Genomic DNA, 23,323 nt, shown 5'->3' with positions numbered 1-23,323 from the left:
GCCGCGGGCGGCCCGGTGGCGGCCGGCGGCCCGGTGGCGGCCGGTGGCCGTGGTGCCGCCCCCGACACCGGACTCGTACGGATAGGCGGGCGTGACAACGGTGCCCGGCGTCCGCTCGGCTCCCGCCCGTTGCGGCTGGGCCTGGCCGCAGCGCTCGCCGTGGGCATGGCCGGCGGGGTCGCGGTCGCGGCCGGTACCGGCGTGCTGGCCCCGTTCGGCGGCGGCGGACCGGAGCCCACCTCCACGGTGTCCGCCGCGGTCACCCCCGACCGCCCGATGATGTCGCCCTCACCGCGGGACACCCCGCGCGGCGTGGGCCCCGAAGGGTCCGCCACCGCGCCGACCGGCGAGGACGGCACCGAGGACGAGACCGGCGGCGCCGGGGACACCGGCCCCGGCGCGGCCGTCGACGACCCGGCCGGGGACGCGGCCCGGCAGCGCGAGGGCTTCGCCTCCTCCTGCCGGGAACTGCGCGCGGGCGGAACCCTGGACCGCTCCCGCGGCCGGGCCCTCGCGGCGGAGGCCGGCGGCCCCGCCCGGGTGGGCGAGTACTGCGACGACCTCCTGGGCGAGTCCGCCCGCGGCTCCGGCCCGGACGCGGAGCCCGGTGCCGGTGCCGATGCCGGGAAGGACGGGGACGGCCGCGGCGGGAGCGGGTACGGGGACGGCGCCGCCGAGGACGGTCACGACGACCGGGACGGCCGCGACGGCGGGCACGACGAGGCGGGCGGCACCGCCACCCGGCCCACCCACAACGCCAACCTCCTGCTGGGCGACGACGACGCGCGCGGCGGGGACGACCGGGACCGGGACCTGGACCGGGACCGCGGTCGGCCCGGAGGGGGCAGGGGCGACGCCGACGGTGACGGCCGGCGTGCCGACGGCCGCTCCGGTCACCGGCACACCGAGCGGTCCGGTTCCGCCGAGCGCCGGCCCGACCGTGCCTCGGTTCCCGAGACCGGCTCGCTGCGGACGTCTCCGCAGGCCGGCGGGGTCGCCGCGAGGCAGGTGTGACACTTTCGCGGGGCTCGACGCAGTAGGTAGTGAGCCGACTGGTCATCGGCTTCGCACCGAGCCGGGGTTCCCCCCGTACCTGCGGCTCGTGCACCTCGGCGCGGGCGGGACACGTTCCCCCGGTCCCGTCCGCGCCCCGCACCCCTCCTGGTCCGGCTCGGCCGTGGACGGCCTCAGGCGTAGACGACGACCTTGTCGCCCTCGCGGACCTCCGCGTACAGCTGCGCGACCGCCGCCTCGTCGCCCACGTTGACGCAGCCGTGCGAGCCGCCCGCGTAGCCGCGGGCCGCGAAGTCGGACGAGAAGTGCACGGCCTGGCCGCCGCTGAAGAACATCGCGTACGGCATGGACGAGTCGTACAGCGTCGAGAAGTGGTCGCGGGACTTCCAGTAGACCTTGAACTCGCCCTCCCGGGTCGGCGTGCCCTTGGAGCCGAACCGGACCGACATCGTCGACACGGTCCGGCCGTCGATCATCCAGCGCAGCGTGCGGCTCTCCTTGCTGACGCAGAGCACCCGGCCGGTCAGGCAGCGCGGATCGGGCGCGGCGGCGGGCTGGCCGCCCATGAGATACAGGTCCCAGTGGCCGGGCTCGCGCGTCATGCCCTTGAGCCGCTCCCAGGTGACGGTGTCGGTCCGGCCCGTGGCGGGGAGCCCGCGCTTGCCCTGGAAGCCGCGCACCGCCTTCTCCGTCAGCTCGTCGTAGGTGCCGGTCGGTCCGTCGTAGAGCCACTCGATCTGCCGCAGCCGGGCCTGCAGTTCGCGCACGTCCCGGCCGGTGGCGCCGGGCGACCACAGGACGGGGGCGGGGACGGCGGGAGGGGACACGGCGGGTGTGTCCCGCCGCTCCTCACGCGTCGCGCCCGTCCCGTCCGGTGTCGTCGCGGGGGCGCTCCCCGGCAGTTCGATGTGGACCGGTGAGCGTCCCTTGCCGTCCTCGCCGACGGGCTGCACCGTGCACCCGCAGACCACGGACAGCACCAGCAGCGCGGCGACCCGTTTCCCCATACCCGTCCTACGCACTCCCGCCCCCGGTCGTCTCATCGATGCCCTCGACGCCACCCGGGATGTCTCCCCGGTAACCGGCGCCCGCGAACGGGTGATCCCGGCCGCTTTCCGTCTCGTACGCCCGTGCGACACTCCTCCCATGTTCGGCGTCATCGATCTCCCCACCTACCTGGCGGGCGTCCTCCTCATCGTCCTGCTGCCCGGTCCCAACTCGCTCTACGTGCTCTCGGTCGCCGCCCGGCGCGGTGTCCGCGCCGGATACCGGGCCGCCGGTGGCGTCTTCTGCGGGGACACCGTGCTGATGACGCTCTCCGCCGCGGGGGTCGCCTCCCTGCTCCAGGGCAACCCCGTGCTGTTCGGGATCGTGAAGTACGCCGGTGCCGGATACCTCACCTGGCTCGCGGTCGGCATGCTGCGGGCCGCCTCGCGGATGTGGCGGACGCGGCGCGAGCAGGCCGCCGGCGAGGCGCCGCAGGGGACGGCCGCCGCCGACGAGCGGCCCTTCCGCCGGGCCCTGGTCGTCAGCCTGATCAACCCCAAGGCGATTCTCTTCTTCGTCGCCTTCTTCGTTCAGTTCGTGGACCCGGGCTACGCCCATCCCGCCCTGTCCTTCGTGGTCCTCGGCGCCTTCGCCCAGCTGTTCAGCTTCCTCTACCTCAGCGCGCTGATCTTCAGTGGCACCCGGCTGGCCACCGCCTTCCGCCGCCGCAAGCGGCTGTCGGCGGGCGCGACCTCGGCGGCGGGCGCGTTGTTCCTCGGCTTCGCCGTGAAGCTGTCCCTGGCCGGTGCCTGACGGACGCGGCGCTAAGCTCTCGGGCCGTGAGGAGAGCGACTGCGGCGGCAGTGGTCGGCAACGCGCGGGGCGCCGCGGCCCGTTGGGGCGCGCTCGGCGCCACGACCCGGGACGCGGTGATCACCGTGGTCCTCGCGCCCGTGGTGTTCGCGCCGGTCACCGCGGCACTCGGCGCGCGGTTCGGGGACCTGCCGCAGCGGCCGTACGACCCGGCGGGCGTCGTGCTCACCGCGCTGCTGTGGCTGCCGCTGGCGGTGCGGCGGCGGTGGCCCGGGGCGTGTCTCGCGGTGGTGGCCCTCGCCTTCGCGGCACGTGAGCTGGCCGCCTACCCGCCCGTCCTCGCGAGCGTCGCCCTGTACGCCGCCCTGTACGGCGCGGGAGTCCACGGCGGGCGCCGGGCCGTGCCCGTGCTCGGCACCGCGCTCTACGTGCCGTTCGCCCTCGCGCTGCACCACCGGGGCGCGCCGCACGCCCTCGCCGACTACGTCCTCATGTACCTGGTCCTCGCCGCGTGCTGGGGCGTGGGCCGGTCCGTACGGGCCCGCCGGGCCGCCGAGGCGGAACGGCGGCGGCTCGCGGCCGAGGCCGCCGTCGCCCGGGAGCGCGCCGGGATCGCCCGCGAACTGCACGACGTCGTCACCCATCACGTCACCGCGATGGTGGTGCAGGCGGACGCCGCGCAGTACCTCCTCGCCGACGCCCCGGACCGGGTCGCCACCGGCCTCGCCGCGATCGGCGACTCCGGACGGCACGCCCTCACCGACCTCCAGTACCTCCTCGGCGTGCTCAAGGCGGCCGACGGCGCCGACCGCGGCCCCGTCCCCGGGAGCCTCGCCGACCTGGTGGAGCAGACCCGGGCGGCGGGCCAGCCCGTGGAGCTGGCCGAGCACGGCGAGCGCCGTCCGCTGGCCTCCGCCGTGGAGCTAGCCGCCTACCGGGTGGTGCAGGAGTCCCTCACCAACGCCCTCAAGCACGCCCCCGGGCACCGCACGGACGTGACGGTGCGGTACGCGCCCGACGCGCTGGAGGTCGAGGTGGTCACCGGAGCGGCCCCCCTGGCCGCCGTCCCCGCGGCCCCGCCCCGCCCGCCCGTGCGGGGCGGCGGACACGGACTGATCGGCCTGCGCGAGCGGGTCGGCGTCTGCGGCGGCGAACTCCTCGCCGGGGCCCGCCCGGACGGCGGCTTCGGCGTCCACGCCCGGATACCGGCCCAGGGAGCGGCATGACCGTCAGGGTGCTGATCGTCGAGGACCAGGAACTGATCCGGGCCGGCTACGCGACCGTCTTCTCCGCCCAGCCCGACCTGGAGGTCGTCGGCGAGGCCGCCGACGGCCGGGCGGGGGTCGAACAGGCCCGGCTGCTCCGTCCCGACGTGGTGGTGATGGACATCCGGCTGCCCGTCCTGGACGGCATCGAGGCGACCCGGCTGCTCGCCGGTCCGGAGGCCGCCGACCCGGTGAAGGTCCTGGTCGTGACCACCTTCAACCTCGACGAGTACGTGTACGAGGCACTGCGCGCCGGTGCCAGCGGGTTCCTGCTGAAGAACGCGCCGCCGCGCGAGCTGGTGGACGGCATCCGGACCGTCGCCGCCGGTGAGTCGCTGCTGGCGCCCGCCGTCACCCGGCGCCTCGTGGGCCGGTTCGCCGACCGCATCCGCCCGGAGCGGGCGCGCGGGAGCGGCGTACCGCAGGTCCTGTCCGTCCTCGCCCCGCGCGAGACCGAGGTGCTGACGCTGATCGCCGAGGGGCTGTCCAACGCGGAGATCGCCGACCGGATGGTCCTCAGCCGCGAGACGGTCAAGACGTACGTCTCCCGCATCCTGACCAAGCTCGACCTGCGCGACCGCGTCCAGGCGGTGGTGCTCGCGCACCGCGTCGGCCTGGTGCCGGCCGGGGAGTGAACCGGCGGGACGAACGCCGGGGACCGAACCGGCGGGAGGGACAGGGCCCTTGTCCCCCGGGAGAGCTACACCGCACTGTCCACCGCGGGGGGACGTCCCGCCCCCGGTGCCGCTCGTAGCGTGCCGGACATGGATCTCACCAACGCGGCGGCGCGTCTCGCGCCGCTGAAGTCCCTGTTCGCCCAGGAGCCGGTCGCCGCCGTGCGCCCGGTCCGCCCGGCCGGCTTCCGGCTGCTGGTGACGGCCGTGGCGTTCGCCGCCGTGACGGCCCTCGCCGCCGGGGTGCGGCAGGTCGCCGGGGACAACCCGGTGCTCTCCCTCCTCGGCGGCGCGCTCGTCGCCGGGGGCGCGCTGTGCGCCTACGCGTACGCCGTACGGTTCCTGGAGCAGCGCCCGGTCGCCGAACTCGACCCGGCCCGCGCCCGGCCGGACCTGCGCGCCGGGACCCTCACCGGACTGGGCCTCTTCGCGGCGACGTTCGTACTGGTCGTCCTGTGCGGCGGGTACGGCACCGAGGGCGGGGTGTCGGTCGGCGGCGCGCTGACGGTGCTCGGGGTGATGGTGGGCGTCGCCGTCACCGAGGAACTGCTCTTCCGCGGTGTGCTCTTCCGGCTCGTCGAGGAACTCACCGGCACCAGGGGCGCGCTGGCCGTCTCCGCCGTGCTCTTCGGCGGGCTGCACCTGCTCAACCCCGAGGCCACCCTGTGGGGCGCGCTCGCCATCGCCGTCGAGGGCGGGCTGATGCTGGGCGCCGCCTACGCCGCCACCCGCACCCTGTGGGTGCCGATCGGCGTCCACCTCGGCTGGAACTACGCCCTCAGCGGGATCCTCGGGGTCACCGTCTCCGGCGACGACACGGGGCCGCGCGGACTGCTGCGGGGCACCCTTACCGGTCCGGAGGCGCTGACCGGCGGGGCCTTCGGACCGGAGGCGAGCATCTTCGCGATCCTGGTCTGCTCGGTGCCGACGGTCCTGTTCCTGCGGGCGGCCGGACGCCGGGGGCTCGTCCTCCCGCGCGGCGCCCGGTCCCCCGAGCGCGGCTAGCCGAGCCCGACGCGGCCCGGGTAGTCGGCCGGGACCGCCGCCCCGGGGCCGCCGGCCCAGCCGACGTAGCCGTCCGGCCGGACGAGGAACAGCCCCGCGCCGTACGCGGGCCGGGCCGGGCCGCGTACGACCCGCACCGCCGGCGGGAGCGCGGGCGGCTCGGCGTCCAGCGCGAGCAGCGTCCAGTGCGGCCCGCGGAACGCGTCGAAGAGCCGTACGCCCGCCACCGTCGCGTCGGGGGCGCGGTCACCGGCCCGCAGCGGGCCCTCGGACGGGTCGCGGCCGTCCCGGGACAGCGACGACGCGCGGTAGCCGAGGCCGAGCTGCGTGGTGGCCTCACCGCGCCGGATCTCACCGCGGTGGACGCCGCCGGACAGGCCGAGCATCTCCGCGGCGACCGGCCGCCGCTCCTCCCCGTAGGTGTCCAGCAGCTCCGGGTCCGCGGCGCCGCTCAGCACCGCGCCGAGCTTCCAGCCGAGGTTGTAGGCGTCCTGGACGCTGGTGTTGAGGCCCTGTCCGCCGGCCGGGGAGTGCACATGCGCGGCGTCCCCGGCGAGGAAGACCCGGCCCGCCCGGAAGCGGTCGGCGAGGGCCTCGCGCGGCCGGAAGTCCGAGGCCCAGCGGACCTCGGTGATCTGCTCGGGCGACAGGTGCGACCGGGCGGCGACGGCCTTGCGGACGCCGTCGGGGGAGACGTCCACCTCCTCGTCCTCGCCGAACCGGGCGGCGACTTGGAACTCCTCGGTGCCCGCGAGCGGGCAGACGGCGAGGAAGCCGTCCTCCCCGTCGGCCGCCGGGAACAGGTGCCAGTTGGCGCGGTCCAGGCCGGTGATCCGGACGTCCGCCACCAGGGTCGGCCGCGGGTCGACGGTCCGGCCGGTCATGCCGATGCCGACCGCGCGGCGCACGGCCGAGCGCCCGCCGTCGGCGGCGACCGCGTACCGGGCGGTGATCTCCGTGCCGTCGGCGCACCGCGCCCGGACCCCGGAGCCGTCCTGGTCGAGTCCGGTGACCTCCAGGCCGAAGGCGACCCGGCCGCCCAGCTCCGTCAGCCGCGCGTGCAGGATCTCCTGCGTCCGCCACTGGGGCACCATCCAGGGCTCGTTGTACGGAGCGGACTCGTCCGGCTCCACCGGGTCGAACATGTGGTGCTCGCCGAGCCGTTCGCCGTCCCGCCAGACCATCCCGACCGGGTACGTGCCGCCCGCCGCGCGGATCGCGCCGAGGACGCCGAGGTCGTCGAAGACCTCCATCGTGCGGGGCTGGAGGCCCTTGCCGCGCGAGCCCGGGAACAGCCCGTCGGCCCGCTCCACGACCAGCGCGGCCACGCCGCGCCGGGCGAGGTCGACCCCGAGGGCCAGGCCGGTGGGCCCGGCACCGATGACCAGAACGTCGGTTTCCACGCATATCCCCTTAACGTTGTTAAGTAGCTGCTACGGCGAGGATGCGCTTAACGCCGTTAAGCTGTCAAGCGTGGATACCGGACGACGCACCCCCCTCGACCGCCGCCGGGTCGCCGGGACGGCCCTGCGGCTGCTGAACGAGACGGGACTGGACGGCCTGACCCTGCGGGCCATCGCCAAGGAGCTGGACGTCAAGGCGCCCGCGCTCTACTGGCACTTCAAGGACAAGCAGGCGCTGCTCGACGAGATGGCGACGGAGATGTACCGCCGCATGGTCGCCGGGACCGCCCTCGACCCGGGCGACACCTGGCGGGAGCGGCTGTCGAAGACCAACCGGGGGCTGCGCGCGGCGCTCCTCGGCTACCGCGACGGAGCCAAGGTGTTCAGCGGCTCCCGCTTCACCGGCGCGGTCCACGCCGAGCAGATGGAGGAGACGCTCCGGCTGCTCACCGCCGCCGGACTCACCCTGGCCCAGGCCGTGCGGGCCGGCTCGACGACGCACTTCTTCACCCTCGGGTTCGTCACCGAGGAACAGGGTGTGCAGCCGCTGCCGGGGGAGCGGCGCGAGGGGTTCGACGTCGACGAACGCGCCCGTGCGATGGCCGGCTTCCCGCTGACCGCGGCGGCCGGCCGGGAGATCTTCGCCGACTACGACCGGCACTTCGAGGAGAGCCTGGCGCTGGTCCTCGACGGCATCGCCGCCCGGTACGGCGTCGGCTGACCCTCAGCGCACCCGGGACAGCGCGGCCCGCAGCCGGGGCGTCAGCGGCTTCTCGACGAGACGGTGCAGCAGCCAGGCCAGGACCAGCATCGAGACGACGGTCAGCGCGAACGTCGCCGCCGACGGCACGCCCAGCGAGCGGTGCAGGGCGCGGATCACCACCCAGCCCAGGTGCTCGTGGACCAGGTAGAAGGGGTACGTCAGCGCCCCGGCCACCGTGAGCCAGCGCCAGTTCGCCCGGTTCAGCCGGCCCAGGGCGATCACCGCCACCGCGATGAAGCCGAAGGCGACGACCAGCACGATGCCGAGGGTCGTGCGGTGCGCGAAGGCATCGGGGTCGGAGACGTTCCACAGGCTGTCCACGGCGTAGTGCTGCCCGACCAGGAAGCTGACGGCCGTGACGCCCCAGGCGTGCGCGTCCCGCCGGTCGCGGTGGACGAGGTACAGGCCGATCCCGCCGACGAAGAACGGCGCGTACTCCGGCATCAGCACCAGCTCCAGCAGCGGCTCCCGCGCCGCCAGCGCCGCCGCCAGCAGCCAGCCGCCGCAGAACAGCAGCACCCGGCGGCGGGTCGCGCCGGGCAGGACGACGCACAGCGCGAACAGCGCGTAGAACCGTATCTCGACCCACAGCGTCCAGCACACGCCGAGCACCCGGTCCGCGCCCAGCGGCTGCTGGAGCAGGGTCAGGTTCACCAGCGCGTCGCTGGCCGCCACGGCGTCGTAGGCGACCACGGGCAGCGCGAAGACGGCCGTCACCAGGACCACCGCCACCCAGTAGGCGGGCATCAGCCGGGCGACCCGGGAGGCGAAGAACGACGTCAGGGTCCGTCCCCAGCCGCTCATGCAGATCACGAAGCCGCTGATCACGAAGAACACCTGGACGCCGAGGCAGCCGTACGAGAACAGCGTGTGCAGCGTCGGGAACTGGTGCTGGGCGGAGCCGCCCCAGGCGTCGGTGACGGCGCCGCCGCGACCGCCGTAGTGGTAGGCCGCCACCATCAGGGCGGCCACCAGCCGCAGCCCGTCCAGGGCCCGCAGCCGGGACGCGGGGCGGGGCGCCGGAGCGGGCTCCGGCGCGTGGGCCGCGTCGGCGGCGCCGGCCCTCTCGGCCACCGGTGGGACGGTCGCGCTGGTCACGGGATTCTCCTCGCCGGGTATGAGGCACCGGTGTGCCGGCTGTGAACTCCCGAGCACGTTAGTCAGCACGTCAGTCCGAATCACAGGCATGACCGTTCGACGGAGCAACCATTCGCCCGGTGGACCCAGCCTGTTCACCCCCGGGACGTTTTCGCTTTCTAAGTTCGCCCGACATCCCCTGCGGCAGAGAAAAATCAGGAGTGGCATGACGAGGGTCCAGAACAAACGTGCGCGCGGGGGTGAGCTGGACGCCTGCCTGCGCGCCTGCGCGGTGCACAGCGGCAAGCTCGTCGGCAGCCTCGACCGGCGCCGCGTGGAACTCGCCGAGGAGCTGCGCAAGCTGCTCGTCGTGTGGGGGACGCACCGCGCCGACGGCCCCGCCGCGGCCCCCTCGGGCGCCACCGCCCTGCTCAAGCGCGCCGTCAAGGGCACGGCGGCCCCGGCCGCCGGCACCATCCCCGGCGAGCTGCTCGACGCCCTGCTGGCCGTCGCCAACAAGGCGCTCCAGTGCGGCTACGACGACGAGATGAACCTCGCCCTCGTCATCAGCGACACCGTCCTCGCCCAGCGGAAGAACTCCCGCGCCGGCTGGCGGCTGCGCGCCCGCCTCCTGGAGGCGCTCGGCGACGAGACCGACGCGATCGAGGCGTACGAGAAGTACGTCTCCCTGACCGACGACGACGGCTTCGGCGTCCGCCCCCGCGTCGCCGGACTGCGCACCGCGGCCAAGAAGGAACGCGAACTGCTCGACCTGCTTCTCCGGCAGTGCCCGGCGGCCCGGGACCACACGCGCGGCGACGCCACCGACGTCTGGGCCGCGGGACTGGCCGCGCACGCCGCCGGTGACTGGGCCGCCGCCGAACCCCGGCTGGTGGCCGCGCTCCTCGTCCAGGCCGAGGAGGAGGCCCCGGTCGCCGACCGGCAGGACCTGCTCAGCCAGTACCTGGACCTGCGCACCGCCGTCGACCAGGACCTGCCGGCGCTCACCGAGGTCCTCGCCCTCTACGCCGAGCAGCGCCGCAACCGCATGCGCGGCCCCGTCGCCGACCCCACCGTCGGCGGCGTGCAATGGGTCACCCTCGGCGAGTTCCGCAACCTGGTGGCCGGCAAGTCCGTCTGCCTGATCGCCAACTCGGGACGCGTCGGCGCCAGTGGGATGGGCTCCCAGATCGACGGCTACGACCTGGTCGTGCGCTTCAACTCGTACCGGATCGACCCCAAGCACACCGGCAGCCGTACCGACATCCACGCCACCATCCACAAGCACGGCTTCAACTGGGACCAGAAGGTCACCACCCGCCTGGTCTACGGCGGGATCTCCGGCGACTGGAAGTGGTCGCTGCGCAACCGCCTCGTCCCCGGCGCCCAGACCTACCTCGGTGACGAGTCGCTGCGCTGGCCCGTCCGCAACATCGGCCGGCTCGGCGCCGACGTCTGGTCGGGTATTCCGACCACCGGCTTCAACACGCTGTTCCTGCTGGACTTCCTGGACGTCAGCCCCAAGCTCGACCTGATCGGCTTCGACTTCTACGAGTCCGGCGCCTACCGGGTGCCCGAGGCGATGAAGCTGGCCATCACCTCCGTGCACGAATACACCAGCGAGAAGGCGTGGGTCATGGAGCGGGCCCAGAGCGTGACCGACATGAGGATATCCCTGCGATGACGACGACCCTCCCGACGCCGGGCGCCGCGGCCCAGGCCCCGGTGACCGCGGCCCACGACCTCACCGGCAAGCGCCGCATCGCCTTCGCGTCCTACGTCGACGAGAACTACCTCCCCGGTTTCCTCGTCCTGCTGCGCAGCCTCGCCCTGTCCAACCCGGGCGTGTGCGAGGACTTCGTCGTCCTCCACGACGACCTGAAGCCCGGCTCGATCGCGAAGATACGCGCCCTGCACCCGCGCGTCGTGCTGCGCAGGGTCGACGCCGAGCACTACGACTCGTACAAGAAGGGCGACCAGGACAACTACCTGGTACGCAAGGCGTACTTCATCCTCGACGTCTTCCGCATCCGCGAGTACGACACCGTCATCACCCTCGACACCGACATGGTCGTCCTCGGTGACCTCGGGGAACTGCTGAAGCTCCGCGAGGGCCTCGCGGCCGTCCCGCAGTTCTTCTACGGGCAGCACAAGCTCAACTCGGGCCTCCTCGTCATCCAGCGCGAGTACCTCTCCGACGCGTTCTGCGCGAAGCTCGACGCCACCGGACGCAGCGGCGACTACGAGCTGGACAAGCACGACCAGGGCATCCTCAACGCCGTCCTGGACGGCGACTTCGTCCGCCTCGACGCCCGCTACAACTTCGTCAAGCGGCGCCTCTCCGGCGACCTGCCCGTCCCCGACGACACCGCGATCCTGCACTTCACCGGGCGGCACAAGCCCTGGCAGGGCGGCGAGGCCGGGTACTCCCAGGCCGAGGACCGCTGGCGCGAGTACGAGATGTCCGACGCCGAGTTCCACGCCGCCTACCTCAACTCCTCCGGCGGCCTCCACCACGACCTGCTGATCCACTTCGGCACCCCGCACGTCCGGCGGACCGGCCACGTCGAGTACGCCCGCAAGGTCGCCGCCGCGCACATCGCCGCCGGCGACTACCAGGACGCCGTCGACCTCCTCGAAGGCGTCCGCATCCCGCTCGACGAGGCGTGGCCGCACGAGGTCCTCGGCCACGCCCTGATGAGCGTCTCCCGCTATGACGAGGCCAAGGCCCAGCTGCTGCTGGCCGCCGCCGCGCCCAACCGGGCCGCCACCGCCTACTCCCGGCTCGCCCAGATGTCCTGGGTGCACGGCGACAACAAGGCGGCCCTGGAGTACGCCACGGCGGGCCTCGCCGTCGACATCACCCACCGCCCCAGCCGGCTGTGGGCGCAGCGCGCGGCCTCCGTGCCCGCGCAGGAGCTGGGCGCCCCCGAGGACCAGCTCGCGCACGTCGCCTTCTACATGGACCGGCAGGGCAACGCCGGCGACAAGCTGCTCCCCGAGACCGTCCGGCTCGGCTTCGGCGCGGACACCACCAGCCGGCGCTGGCACTCCGTCCACGCCCACCGCTACTTCGACAAGGCGGCCCTGGACCGGGTCAACGCCCGGCGCGGCCTGGTCATCGGCGGCGGCGGCCTGTTCATCCCGGACACCATGCCCAACGGCAACAGCGCCTGGCAGTGGAACGTCCCCGACGAGCACCTACGCGCCGTCGACGTGCCGATCATGGTCTACGCGGTCGGGTTCAACGCGTTCGACGGCCAGTCCTACCGGGCCGGCCGGTTCCGGGAGAGCCTGCGGCTCCTGGTGGAGAAGTCCGCCTTCTTCGGACTGCGCAACCACGGCTCCATCGCCAAGGTGCGGGCCATGCTCCCGGACCACCTGCACGACAAGGTCCGCTTCCAGCCCTGCCCCACCACGGTCAGCCGCCAGCTCGTGCCCGGCTGGACCGACCCGTCGTACCGCGAGGACACCGTCCTGCTCAACGCGGCCTACGACCGCGCGGGCCTGCGCTTCGGCCACGACTACGCGCACTTCCTCGGCGAGATCGCCAAGGCGGTGCGGGGCATCGGCGCGCACACCGAGGTCCGCTGCGCGGCGCACTCCCTGGACGACGAGAAGATCGCCTTCGACCTGCGCCGCGAACACGGCATCTCGCTGCCGGTCATCCCGATGTACGACTTCGACAACGACGAGATCCGGGACCTGTACGCAAAGACCCGCCTGGTCATCGGCATGCGCGGCCACGCCGGCATGATCCCGTTCGGGGTCGGCACGCCGATCATCAGCCTGATCTCGCACCCGAAGATGGCGTACTTCCTGGCCGACATCGAGCGTCCCGAGTGGGGTGTCTCCGTCCACGACAAGAACCTGGGCGCGATCCTCACCGAGCGGGCCGTCGGCATCCTGGACGCGCACGCCGAGACCGTCGCCGACGTCCACGGGCGGCAGCGGGAGCTGTGGCGGGTGACCGAGGACAACGCCGCCGAGATCCGGCGGATACTCGGCGCCTGACGGGACCGGAACGAGGGCGGGCCCCCGCGGGGGCCCGCCCCTCTCGTGCGCGGGTCAGCGGCCGACGGCCCGTTTCACCAGCCGCGACAGCTTCGAGCCGCCGGAGCCGGTCGCCGCACGGTCCTGCTCGTACGCCGTGCGCAACTGCGTGAAGTGGTCGGCGCGCGTCCGGCTCAGATAGGCGTCGGAGGTCAGCGGCCTGGCGATCGACCAGGCGCGCCTGTGGTCGCCGTCGTAGTGGGCGACGTACGCCTTGGCGAACTCCAGGACCGACCTGAACGGGATGCCGCCGGTGTGGTCGTGGTCGATCCGCTCCTGCACGGCGGAGATCAGTTCGAGCTTCTCGTCCACCGTGTAGGCGTCCTCCGCGATCCGCTTCAGCACCTCCCCGGGGATCGGCCGGGCCACCTCGAAGGCGAGCGTGGAGCGGATCGGCGGGCCGGCGATCTCGATGTACGGCAGCAGCGCGCCGGTGCTGTGGTGCAGCCAGGGCAGCCGGGGCCCGGCGAAGTCCTGGTGCAGTACGACCGAGCCGGGCCGCAGCCTGGTCAGGAACCGCTCGGTGACACAGCGGAAGACCCGGGCGGTCTTGGCTATGTCGATGTGCAGGAACTCCACCGGGGTGGTGTCGTCCGGGTCGCTGGTCTGCCACAGGTCCCCGGCGTGGATCTCCAGGAACGGCAGGAACGGCGCCAGTCGCTCCCGGAAGTCGGCGAGGAAGGAGTTGTCGTCCTGCGGCTTCGCCCCGGAGGTGAAGAACTTCTCCGAGGCGAAGGTGCCCTTGCCGACCCGGAAGAAATCGTAGGCGTGCAGCCGGCCCGTGCGCTCGTCGAAGACGGGACTCTCCCGCAGCCCGAGCGCCAGCGCGTACGTCGAACCCCCGCCGCCCGAGCCGAGTTCGACGAGCCGGTCGGCACCGGTGAGGTGATGACGGCCGAGCAGGTACAGGAACCGCAGTTCCCAGGAACTGACCTGGGAATAGGGGATCGAGTCCGGAAGCTGGACGTCGTCCATCAGGGGATAGAGCCGGCCTAGGTTCGTCATGCCGGGATCCTAGGGAGCAGGAATGAACAATGAACCTGGAACCGGCCCGGTATTACTGCGATATCGAAAGAGTAATCCGCCGATCCATCCCCGATTCACGATTTCTTCAACCGCGGTTCACGGCTCAGCGGCGGCCCACCCGGCGCCGCAGACTGCGCGCCGTGCGCGCCACCCGCCGCACGGTCGCGTTGCGGGGCAGGAAGCCGAGCTGGGCCGGGATGCCGCCGGGCAGTCCCAGCGAGGTCAGCCGCTTCCGCTTGAAGTACCGCCAGGTCCGGTCGTCCAGCCGCGCCGCCAGGTACCGCTCCGTCTCCGGCCGCAGTTCGGGCAGTATCCGCGGCTGCATCGTGAAGCCCAGCGCCCGCACCAGCTCGGTCAGCTCGGCGTCGGCCAGACCCGGCCGGCGGCTCTTGACGGCCTCCGCGTCGGCCGGCTCCGGCAGCAGCGCGTCGACGATCGCCACGGGCATCCGGTTGCTGTTCTCGAACGGCGTCAGCCGGTCCAGGAGCGTCTCGGTGCCGACCCGGGCGACCGGCAGACCGTACAGCGCGGAGGCGGTGAGCAGCGCCGTGGAGAAGCAGCCGATGACGACCGCGGGCCGCATCCGCTGGTACACCACCTCCGCCAGCACCGGGCTGTCCAGGACCGTCAGCTCCACGCCGAGCCCCTCCGCCTCCTCCTCCAGGAGGCGGGTGAAGCGGGCCGGGGCCGACGGGTGCGGCTTGAAGACGACCCGCCGGTGTCCGAGGCCGACCGCGCCGTTGAGCATCCGCACGTGCAGCGCCTCCTCCTCCGCGGCGGAGAGGATGTTCAGCGCCGACAGGTACTGCCCGAGCAGCAGCGCGGGCTCCTCGATCTCCGGGAGCCCGGCGCCGGTGTCGGCCAGTTCGGCCAGCACCTTGGTGAACGCCGGGGTCGGCACCACCTCGGGCGCCACCCCGAACTCGCTCAGCAGCAGCGGCGTCAGGCCCGGCACCAGGTCCAGGTGGAGCAGCCGCTCCACGCGCGTGCCGACCAACTGGTCGAGCTTGTTGCGGGTGGGCCCGTAGCTCATCAGGCCGTCGGCGTAGACGGTGACGGGCGCGTCGGTGAAGATTTCCGTCACCGCGAGCGCCGGGTTGACCTGGATCGACTCCACGGCGAGCGCCACGTCGTCGTCGCCGATGTTCCACAGCAGCCGCAGATAGCGCTCGAACAGCGGGATGTCGTCCGGGCGCGGCGCCCAGGCCCCCGGGTGGAACGGGAAGATCGCCTCGTTCCACGACACGACCTCGTCGAACCGGGACCGCAGGTGGCCGAAGCCCGGCATCTCGTGCACGGCCGGGGAGGTCTCGGGCGTCGTGGCGTTGTTGGACACCAGCAGCACACGCCGGTCGGCCGGCGCGAAACAGCCGGAGTCCAGGGCCGCGGCCAGCGTCGCGGTGCCGTACAGCGTCGACGCCATGAAGATCTGCGTGGTCATGCCGCCACCTCCGTGGCCGAGGCGGAACGGCGGCGCAGCCTGCGCAGCCGGCCGGCCCGCTCGGCGTCCATCGACGCGAGCGCGTCGTCGAGCACCGCCTGCGGCATCCGCCGCAGCGCCGCGGTGCTCATCTCCCTGAGCCTGCGGGCCACGGGCGCCTCGAACCGGTCGATGGAACCGAGGTGGTGGGAGATGATCGCGCAGTACGTGCGCACGGCCTTGGGCAGCAGCCGGGCCGCGTCGGGATCGGCCGCGGTCTCCTCGATCACCTGGTCGAAGGCGCGGATGAAGTCGAGCTGCCGGGCGTCACCGATCTGGGTGAGCGAGGAGGCGACCCCGCGCCGGTAGAAGACCCCGAGCAGACTGGTCACCGCGAAGGACTCCGCCTCCCGGTGCAGCTTCCAGATCCACGGCCGGTCCTCGGCGGTGCGCAGCCCGTGGGTGAAGTGCAGCAGGCCGCGGTCGGCCAGCCGGCGGTGGTAGATCCCGGCCCAGGCGTAGGCGTAGTCGACGGAGGTGGTGCGGTGCGCGGGCAGGATCGCGTCGCGCGGGCGCAGGGCCACGTTCCGGCGGCCGTGCGGCACCCGGTGCACGGAGCGGGCGCGTGCCGTGCACTGCACGTGGTCGGTGCGCACGAAGTCGCAGCCCAGCTCCTCGATGACGGCGACCAGCCGCTCGTAGTAGCCCGGGGCCAGCCAGTCGTCGCCGTCCAGGAAGGTCAGGTACTCCCCGCGGGCGGCGTCGATGCCGGTGTTGCGGGCGGTCGCCAGGCCGCCGTTCACCTCGTGTCTGATCAGCACCGCCCCCGGCAGCTCCGGCTCCGCGCGCGCGAGCAGATCGGCGGTCCCGTCGGCGGAGCGGTCGTCGACGAGAATGAACTCGAAGTCCTCGCGTGCGTTGGCGCGAAGGCTCCGCAGGGCATCGGGGACATATTGGCGCACGTTGTAGAACGGCACGATGACGGAGAGCTTTGGCACACCCCGGACGTTAGGCGGCGCCCCGGCATGTCGATTTACCCTCACCTTGATACGGGGTGAACGACGCGTGGCGAAGCGGTGAAGCGAACCTTTTTTCGAGCTGTGGACGACCTGATTCGTCATTCGGCGATGTGCTGTTAACCGTTTGTTGTGTTCCGGTTGGGTCGTTCCTCGGAATGCCTTCCTAGCGTCGTCGACGTGCCAGTAAGTGCAACGAAGGCCCTGCGGGTCGCGGTTCTCGCGGATTCCGACACCCGGTGGAAATGGGGCGCGCTCACCGCGAGCCGTATCGCCCCCGAGGGTGACGCGGAACTCCGCCTCGACGGCTATCTGCTGCGCGGCCGCGCCACCCCGACCGCCCGCCAGCTCGGCGAGGTCGGCGTCCGCGCCGACTCCCTCGACGAGGTGACGGCCCTGCAGTTCCTGCGGACGATGGGGGAGAAGCGGTACGACGTCCTGGTCCTCGCCCTCGTCGGCGGCGGCGTCCAGGCGATGCTGCACGGCCTCGGCCGGGTCTGGGCCGACCGCGCCGACCGCCCCGTCGTCGTCACCGGCTACGTCGGCGTCGTCTACGAGAAGCTCGCCGACGGCCTGCTGCTGCGCCACGGCGCCGACCTCGTCCTCGCCAACTCCCGCCAGGACGCGGACCGCTTCCGGGCCGTCTACGAGGGGGTCGGCGCCGACGCCTCCTCGGTCACCGAGGTCGCGCTGCCCTTCCTCGGCGGCGCGCCCTACACCGGCGAGCACGACCCGTACACGGTCGTCTTCGCCGCCCAGCCGTCCGTACCGGACAGCCGCAAGGACCGTACGTACCTGCTGAACCGGCTCGTGCAGCACGCCCGGAAGCACCCCGAGCGCCAGGTCGTCCTCAAGCTGCGTTCCAAGCCCGGCGAGCACACCACGCACATCGAGGAACTCCCGTACCAGAAGCTCGTCCAGAAGACCGACGCGCCGCCCAACTTCCATCTGCGCTACGGGAACATGGGCGAGGTCCTGGACACCACCGACCTGCTCGTCACCGTCAGCTCGACGGCCGCCCTCGAATCCCTGCACCGCCGCGTGCCCACCGTCGTCCTCACCGATCTCGGGGTGCGCGAGGCGCTCGGCAACCACCACTTCGTCGGCTCCGGCTGCCTCGCCTCCTGGGACCAGCTCGACGCCGGCCACCGGCCCGCCCCCGACGAGGAGTGGGTCGCCCGGCAGGGCGTCCGCCCCGACGGCGGGTACGCCACGGCCTTCGACACCGCACGTGAGCGCATCGCCAAGCTGCTCGTCCGGCCCGGCGGCCTGCCGCCGCTGACCCCGTACTACACACCCGCCACCGCCCCCGGCTACCTGCCCGGCATCCTCGCCCGGCACCACCTCGCCCCCGACGGCCGTCCGCTGCCCGGCGCGCCCGCCGCCGACAAGGAGCCCGGCCCGGTCCGCCAGGTCGTGCGCCGCGCGGCCCGCGGCGCCTACCGGCACGGCGTGCAGCGGGTGGCGCCCGTCATCCGGCGGATGGGCGAGCTGTGACCACGCCCCCCGTGACGACCACGACCACGCCTGTGTCCACGACTGCCCGAGGAGCACATCCCATGACCGATCCGGAAGCGGGCCGGGGCGCGACGGTGCGCCGCGTGCTCGCGGTCATCCCCGCCCGCGGCGGTTCCAAGGGCGTACCCGCCAAGAACCTCGCCCCCGTCGGCGGTGTCCCGCTCGTCGTCCGGGCGGTGCGCGAGTGCCGCGCCACCCGGCTGGTGACCGACGTCGTCGTCTCCACCGACGACCAGGGCATCGCCGCCGCGGCCCGCCGGGCCGGCGCCGAGGTCGTGCTGCGGCCCGCCGCCATCGCCGGGGACACGGCCACCTCCGAGGCCGCGGTGCTCCACGCCATGGACGCCCACGAGGCGCTGCACGGCGCGGCTGTCGACGCGGTGCTGCTCGTGCAGTGCACCAGCCCCTTCCTGATCCGCGAGGACATCGACGGGGTGGCCGGAGCGGTCGTCGAGGGCGGTGCGGACACGGCCGTGACGGTGGCGCCGTTCCACGGCTTCGTGTGGCGCGAGGACGCCGGGCCGGTCGATGCCTCAGGTGCCGGTGACACCGGTGGAGGGCACGGCGTCAACCACGACAAGTCCTTCCGTCCCCGCCGCCAGGACCGTCCCCAGGACTTCCTGGAGACCGGCGCCGCCTACGCGATGGACGCGGCCGGCTTCCGCACCCACCACCACCGCTTCTTCGGCCGGACCGAACTGGTCCGCACCGACCCGGCGCGCGTGCTGGAGATCGACGACCCGCACGACCTCTCCCGCGCCCGCGCGCTGGCCCCGCTCTTCGACTCCGCGCGCCCCGGCGCGCTGCCGACCGCCGCCGACATCGACGCGGTGGTCCTCGACTTCGACGGCACCCAGACCGACGACCGGGTGCTGATCGACTCCGACGGACGGGAGTTCGTCGCCGTGCACCGCGGCGACGGCCTCGGCATCGGCGCCCTGCGCAAGGCCGGGCTGCCGCTGCTGATCCTGTCCACGGAGGTCAACCCGGTCGTCGCCGCCCGCGCCGGGAAGCTGCGCGTCCCGGTGCTGCACGGCATCGACCGCAAGGACCTCGCCCTCAAGCAGTGGTGCGAGGAACAGGGCATCGCCCCCGAGCGCGTGCTCTACGTCGGCAACGACGTGAACGACCTGCCCTGCTTCGACCTCGTCGGCTGGCCCATCGCGGTCGCCGGCGCCCACGACGTCGTCCGCGGCGCCGCCCGCGCGGTCACCACCGTGCACGGCGGTTCCGGCGCGATCCGGGAGATCGCCGGCTGGCTGCTCGGCCCCTCTCTCGACACCCTCACCAAGTAAGGAAACCTCCCTCATGAGCACCAACTCCCGCATCCGCAACTTCGGCGACCGCGAGGCCGGTCCGGGCCGCCCCGTCTACATCTGCGGCGAGATCGGCATCAACCACAACGGCGAGCTGGAGAACGCCTTCAAGCTGATCGACGCGGCCGCCGAGGCCGGCTGCGACGGCGTGAAGTTCCAGAAGCGCACCCCCGAGATCTGCACCCCGCGCGACCAGTGGGACATCGAGCGCGACACCCCCTGGGGCCGGATGACCTACATCGACTACCGCCACCGCGTGGAGTTCGGCGAGGACGAGTACCGCCAGATCGACGAGTACTGCAAGACGAAGAACATCGACTGGTTCGCCTCCCCGTGGGACACCGAGGCCGTCGCCTTCCTGGAGAAGTTCGACGTCCCCGCCCACAAGGTCGCCTCCGCGTCCCTCACCGACGACGAGCTGCTGCGCGCCCTGCGCGCCACCGGCCGCACGATCATCCTCTCCACCGGCATGTCCACCCCGAAGCAGATCCGCCACGCGGTGGAGGTCCTCGGCTCGGACAACATCCTGATGTGCCACGCCACCTCGACCTACCCGTCCGTGGCCGAGGAGCTGAACCTCCGCGTCATCAACACCCTCCAGCAGGAGTACCCGAACGTCCCGATCGGCTACTCCGGCCACGAGACGGGCCTGCAGACCACCCTCGCGGCCGTCGCCCTCGGCGCCACCTTCGTCGAGCGCCACATCACCCTCGACCGCGCCATGTGGGGCTCCGACCAGGCCGCCTCCGTCGAGCCGCAGGGCCTGGTCCGCCTGGTCCGCGACATCCGCACCATCGAGGCGTCCCTCGGCGACGGCGTCAAGAAGGTCTACGACTCCGAGCTGGGCCCGATGAAGAAGCTGCGCCGCGTCACCGGCGTGGTCGCCGAGGCGGAGATCGCCGCCGCGGCCGGCGAGCCGGTCACCGTCTGATCCCGCCCGCGCACTCCCCACCCCACGCCCAATGACGGGACGGTCGTACTGCCGATGAGCCCCCGCGCCGGGAACGCCGGCCCCCACACTCTCGCCTTCGTCGAGAGTCCGGTACAGCTCCTGAACGTTCTGGAGTGGGCGCACACCCGCGCCCCCTGGACGGGGCTCACCCTCGTCGTCCTGTCCCCCGTGGACCCGATGACCCGGGGCCAGCTGCGCCGCATGGCGGAGCTGGCCCGCGCGGACGGTCACGACGTCCGCTGGGAGGAGGCGCGGGGCGGGGCGAGCGCCCCCTTCCGCACGGTCGGCGGCCTCGCCGGGCTGCTGCGCCGCGCGGAGCGGGTCGTGATGGGGGACCCGTTCTCCCGCTACGTACAACTGCTTCTGACCATCACCCGCGCCCGCGAACTGGTCGTCGTCGACGACGGCACCGCCACGATGGAGTTCGTGGGGCAGCTGGCCCGCGGCGAACGCCTGGTGCGCTGGCACCGCAAGGGCCGCCGGCCGGGCCCGCGCGACCTGCTGTTCGCGCCGGTGTCGTCCTCGGCCCGGCGCAGACTGACCCCCGCGCGGGGCCGCACCGTCGAGGTGTTCTCCTCCATGCCGATCGAGGACGCCCCTGACGGTGTCACCGTCACCGCGCACGACTTCGCCTGGACCCGGGCCCGCTTCGGGCCGCCCAGGATCACCAAGGGCGCCGACATGGTCGGCACGTCCCTGGTGGAGACCGGTGTCGTGGACGCCGACGCCTATGTGGACGCCGTCCGGCGCCTGGCCAAGACCCACGGCGCCACCCGCTACTTCGCCCACCGCCGCGAGTCCACCGAGAAGCTTCACCGGCTGGCGGTGGAGACGGGCCTGGAGGTCGTCCGTCCCGACCTGCCCCTGGAACTGATCGCCCGCCGCGGCCCGGTCGGCCGCACCATCCTCAGCTTCCCCTCGACGGTCGTCCACACCCTGCCGCTGGCCCTGGCCGGTACGGAGGTCAAGGTCGCGGTCTGCGACATCGACCCGGCGTGGCTGACCCAGGGGGCGTCACCGCGGGCCCAGGGCTTCCTGGACGGGGTGACGGGGACGGCGCGGGGGGTCGAGCGGCTGCTGGCGGTGCCGGGGGGTGTGACGGGGGCGTGACCACGGGCAGGCCCCATGCCCTGCGGATCCTGGTGATGAGCAGCCGGGCGCTGTCGGGGGAGACACCCAGCTCCGTATGGGCTTCCGCCAGCAGGGCGGGATCACCGTCAGGGCCGTGCGCCTGGGCGTCGGAGCTGCTTGCGGCGAATCCGGGGACGGCGAAGACGTCGAGCAGAGTGAGGCAGAAGTAGCCGAAGACGGACGCCTCCAGCATCAGCTGCTGCGCGGTGTCCGGAACAGCCCGGTACTCCTCCGGGGAGGTGACCCGTCCCTCGAAGGCGAAGGTCCGCAACGCCTGGTCGAGGTCGGACGACGCCTGGTCGGCGGTGCGGCGCAGTTGCACGGTCAGGTCACGGAAGGCGCTCAGCACGGCGCCGCCCTGAGGCCAGGGCTGCCGGGAGAGGAGCAGCCGGAAACCGGTGACCGCCTCGGCGAGTTCTTCCAGTACGAGCGTACGGGCGTGGTGAGGGAGGTCCTCGGAGCTGTTCAGGTGCAGGTCGACCAGACGGCGGCCGTAGCGGATCAGGTCCCGGGGCAGACCACCGGCCAGCGCGTGCACCAGGAGGACGTGCGTCTCGGTGAGCCCTGGCATGCGCCGGGTGAGCAGAGCCCGGGACTCGCTCAGCAGGCATGGCTGGACGGTGATGACGTCGTCCAGTGTCGAGTCGGTGGCGTCACGGTGCGGCAGGCCGCGCCGGACGAACGCGGCACCGACATCGTCCGCGACGGAGACCAGATAGTGCACGTAGGGCACACCGAACACGGCCTTGATCTCGTTGAGGAAGGCCAGAACGGTGGCGCCGTCACCGAGGCGGTCCAGTTCGTCGACGGCGACCACCACGGTGCCCTTCTGCTCGTGGATCTCCCTCGCGATCCGCCCCAGCAGGTCACGGAAGTCGTCGACCAGTTCGGGAAAGTTCGGCGGGACCGTCGACAGCGACGTACCGACCTGTACGCCCAGACCTGCCGCCGGAACGGCCGTACTCCATGAGGCAGCCCTGGACTGCACCGTACGCAGGTGCAGCAGGTGATCGCGGCAGCGTGTCACCAAGCGCGGGGTCAGGCCTCGGGTCCGCCAGTCGGACAGCCGCAGCAGCACCAGGCCGGTCAGGAAGACGGCCAGTCGGCCCGGGTTGCCGTCATCGGTGATCACGGCGCGGCAGTCACCGTCGCGCAGCAGTGCCCACGCAGTGGCGGCGTACAGGCAGGGCATCGACGCCTTCTCCCACCACCAGGTGAGGTGTGCCCCCCGGAAGGCCGCGGTGTGGCCGGACATCGCGATGACGAAGTTGAGGACGGAGACGGCGATCAGCAGCCGAATCACGTTCCCGAGTCCCTCGTTCCCCGACTGCATCACGCCGAGGCGGGAGAAGACATCGGGGTCGGTGAGCAGAGTGCCGAGGGGAACGACGACGAGCAGGGCGCCCAGTACCGTGCAGCCACCGCGCCACACCGAACCGGCCGCCCGCCTGGCCCACCCCGCCCGCCCGAAGCGCCACCAGGCGACGCCGAGGGCCGCGGCGACCAGGGCCGCGCCGGCGCTGTGCCCGTGCCAGACGCCGTCTACGCCCCGCCGGCCGGCTTCCTCCACGGCCCCGGCCCGCCGGGCGACGGCAGGGCCGTACAGCTCCCCGAGACCCTGTACGCCCGCCTTCAGACCGAAGACCAGGAAGACGGCCGGCGGCGTGGCGAAGAGCAGCAGCGCCGGGCCGCGGCGGATCCAGCGCATGGGGCGGTCGAACCGGCCCAGCCGTCGGAAGGCCGGCACGGGGAACCCGCGCAGTGCGATGTAGCGCTCGCACACGTCGATGAACAGGGCGAGCAGGAAGTCGTGCGGCGCGTACCGGGCGGGCGTGTGGGTGCGTACGGACAAGGTCGCCCGTTCCAGGGCGCTCTCCAGCAGCGTGGTCT

At 73.0% G+C, this 23,323-nt stretch carries 18 protein-coding genes and 1 pseudogene; 12 read left to right on the top strand and 7 right to left on the bottom strand.

Annotated elements, in window-relative coordinates:
• Window positions 1-1,014 (top strand): hypothetical protein (locus tag UW392_RS41380; protein WP_320780431.1); only part of this gene is annotated, 1,014 nt, incomplete at its 5' end.
• A gap of 173 nt (window positions 1,015-1,187) precedes the next feature.
• On the opposite strand, the gene UW392_RS41375 is transcribed toward UW392_RS41380, so the two are convergent.
• Window positions 1,188-2,021: a L,D-transpeptidase family protein gene (locus UW392_RS41375; RefSeq protein ID WP_320780430.1), complete on the bottom strand. Its 834-nt coding sequence runs from the start codon at window positions 2,019-2,021 to the stop codon at window positions 1,188-1,190.
• A gap of 139 nt (window positions 2,022-2,160) precedes the next feature.
• Here UW392_RS41375 and leuE point away from each other — a divergent pair, with 139 nt between their 5' ends.
• The 4 genes from leuE to UW392_RS41355 all read left to right on the top strand — a co-directional run bounded on the left by leuE (window position 2,161) and on the right by UW392_RS41355 (window position 5,758).
• The gene (gene leuE, locus UW392_RS41370; RefSeq protein ID WP_320780429.1) at window positions 2,161-2,814 is read left to right on the top strand and encodes a leucine efflux protein LeuE; all 654 of its coding nucleotides are present in this window, start codon (window positions 2,161-2,163) and stop codon (window positions 2,812-2,814) included.
• A gap of 26 nt (window positions 2,815-2,840) precedes the next feature.
• Window positions 2,841-4,040, top strand: coding sequence for a sensor histidine kinase (locus UW392_RS41365; RefSeq protein WP_320780428.1), 1,200 nt, complete (start codon window positions 2,841-2,843; stop codon window positions 4,038-4,040).
• On the top strand, window positions 4,037-4,714 hold the full coding sequence (locus tag UW392_RS41360; protein WP_320780427.1) for a response regulator transcription factor: 678 nt from the start codon (window positions 4,037-4,039) through the stop codon (window positions 4,712-4,714). The genes UW392_RS41365 and UW392_RS41360 overlap by 4 nt, the downstream gene beginning before the upstream one ends.
• Window positions 4,715-4,843: 129 nt before the next feature.
• Window positions 4,844-5,758, top strand: a complete 915-nt coding sequence (locus UW392_RS41355; protein WP_320780426.1) for a CPBP family intramembrane glutamic endopeptidase — start codon at window positions 4,844-4,846, stop codon at window positions 5,756-5,758.
• Here UW392_RS41355 and UW392_RS41350 read toward each other — a convergent pair.
• On the bottom strand, window positions 5,755-7,161 hold the full coding sequence (locus tag UW392_RS41350) for an FAD-dependent monooxygenase (protein WP_320780425.1): 1,407 nt from the start codon (window positions 7,159-7,161) through the stop codon (window positions 5,755-5,757). The genes UW392_RS41355 and UW392_RS41350 overlap by 4 nt on opposite strands.
• Window positions 7,162-7,231: 70 nt before the next feature.
• Here UW392_RS41350 and UW392_RS41345 point away from each other — a divergent pair, with 70 nt between their 5' ends.
• Entirely contained in the window at window positions 7,232-7,882 is a 651-nt protein-coding gene (locus UW392_RS41345) for a TetR/AcrR family transcriptional regulator (protein WP_320780424.1), read from the top strand.
• Window positions 7,883-7,885: 3 nt separating this feature from the next.
• Here the strand turns inward: UW392_RS41345 and UW392_RS41340 are convergent, their stop codons facing one another.
• Window positions 7,886-9,022, bottom strand: a complete 1,137-nt coding sequence (locus UW392_RS41340) for an acyltransferase family protein (RefSeq protein ID WP_414497132.1) — start codon at window positions 9,020-9,022, stop codon at window positions 7,886-7,888.
• 205 nt (window positions 9,023-9,227) lie between these two features.
• Between UW392_RS41340 and UW392_RS41335 the strand changes: the two genes are divergently transcribed.
• Together UW392_RS41335 and UW392_RS41330 are read left to right on the top strand one after the other, a co-directional pair.
• The gene (locus UW392_RS41335; protein ID WP_320780423.1) at window positions 9,228-10,685 is read left to right on the top strand and encodes a glycosyltransferase family 29 protein; all 1,458 of its coding nucleotides are present in this window, start codon (window positions 9,228-9,230) and stop codon (window positions 10,683-10,685) included.
• Window positions 10,682-13,015, top strand: a complete 2,334-nt coding sequence (locus UW392_RS41330) for a glycosyltransferase (protein ID WP_320780422.1) — start codon at window positions 10,682-10,684, stop codon at window positions 13,013-13,015. The genes UW392_RS41335 and UW392_RS41330 overlap by 4 nt, the downstream gene beginning before the upstream one ends.
• 54 nt (window positions 13,016-13,069) lie before the next feature.
• Here the strand turns inward: UW392_RS41330 and UW392_RS41325 are convergent, their stop codons facing one another.
• The 3 genes from UW392_RS41325 to UW392_RS41315 form a co-directional block, all read right to left on the bottom strand.
• A complete protein-coding gene (locus UW392_RS41325; protein WP_320780421.1) occupies window positions 13,070-14,059 on the bottom strand; it encodes a class I SAM-dependent methyltransferase in 990 nt (329 codons plus the stop codon).
• A gap of 124 nt (window positions 14,060-14,183) precedes the next feature.
• The gene (locus UW392_RS41320; RefSeq protein WP_320780420.1) at window positions 14,184-15,521 is read right to left on the bottom strand and encodes an alpha-2,8-polysialyltransferase family protein; all 1,338 of its coding nucleotides are present in this window, start codon (window positions 15,519-15,521) and stop codon (window positions 14,184-14,186) included.
• Complete coding sequence (locus UW392_RS41315; protein ID WP_320780419.1) at window positions 15,518-16,498, bottom strand: glycosyltransferase family 2 protein; 981 nt, start codon at window positions 16,496-16,498, stop codon at window positions 15,518-15,520. The genes UW392_RS41320 and UW392_RS41315 overlap by 4 nt, the downstream gene beginning before the upstream one ends.
• Before the next feature lie 198 nt (window positions 16,499-16,696).
• On the opposite strand from UW392_RS41315, the gene UW392_RS41310 reads away from it, so the two are divergent.
• The 4 genes from UW392_RS41310 (at window position 16,697) to UW392_RS41295 (ending at window position 21,412) form a co-directional block, all read left to right on the top strand.
• Window positions 16,697-18,013 (top strand): DUF6716 putative glycosyltransferase, encoded by a 1,317-nt coding sequence (locus UW392_RS41310; RefSeq protein WP_320780418.1) that lies wholly within the window; start codon window positions 16,697-16,699, stop codon window positions 18,011-18,013.
• A gap of 62 nt (window positions 18,014-18,075) precedes the next feature.
• The gene (locus tag UW392_RS41305) at window positions 18,076-19,329 is read left to right on the top strand and encodes an acylneuraminate cytidylyltransferase (RefSeq protein WP_320780417.1); all 1,254 of its coding nucleotides are present in this window, start codon (window positions 18,076-18,078) and stop codon (window positions 19,327-19,329) included.
• A 13-nt stretch (window positions 19,330-19,342) separates the two neighbouring features.
• On the top strand, window positions 19,343-20,281 hold the full coding sequence (locus UW392_RS41300; RefSeq protein WP_320780416.1) for an N-acetylneuraminate synthase family protein: 939 nt from the start codon (window positions 19,343-19,345) through the stop codon (window positions 20,279-20,281).
• A 54-nt stretch (window positions 20,282-20,335) separates the two neighbouring features.
• Window positions 20,336-21,412 (top strand): hypothetical protein, encoded by a 1,077-nt coding sequence (locus UW392_RS41295; protein ID WP_320780415.1) that lies wholly within the window; start codon window positions 20,336-20,338, stop codon window positions 21,410-21,412.
• A gap of 724 nt (window positions 21,413-22,136) precedes the next feature.
• Here the strand turns inward: UW392_RS41295 and UW392_RS41290 are convergent.
• A pseudogene (locus UW392_RS41290) lies at window positions 22,137-22,625 on the bottom strand (P-loop NTPase fold protein); the annotation flags it as partial.
• Between the last annotated feature and the right edge of the window lie 698 nt (window positions 22,626-23,323).

The sequence above is a fragment of the Streptomyces sp. CRN 30 genome (genome assembly GCF_034105845.1).
The sequence above is the reverse complement of the archived record's forward strand: the minus strand, read 5'-3'. Positions and strand labels throughout refer to the sequence as shown.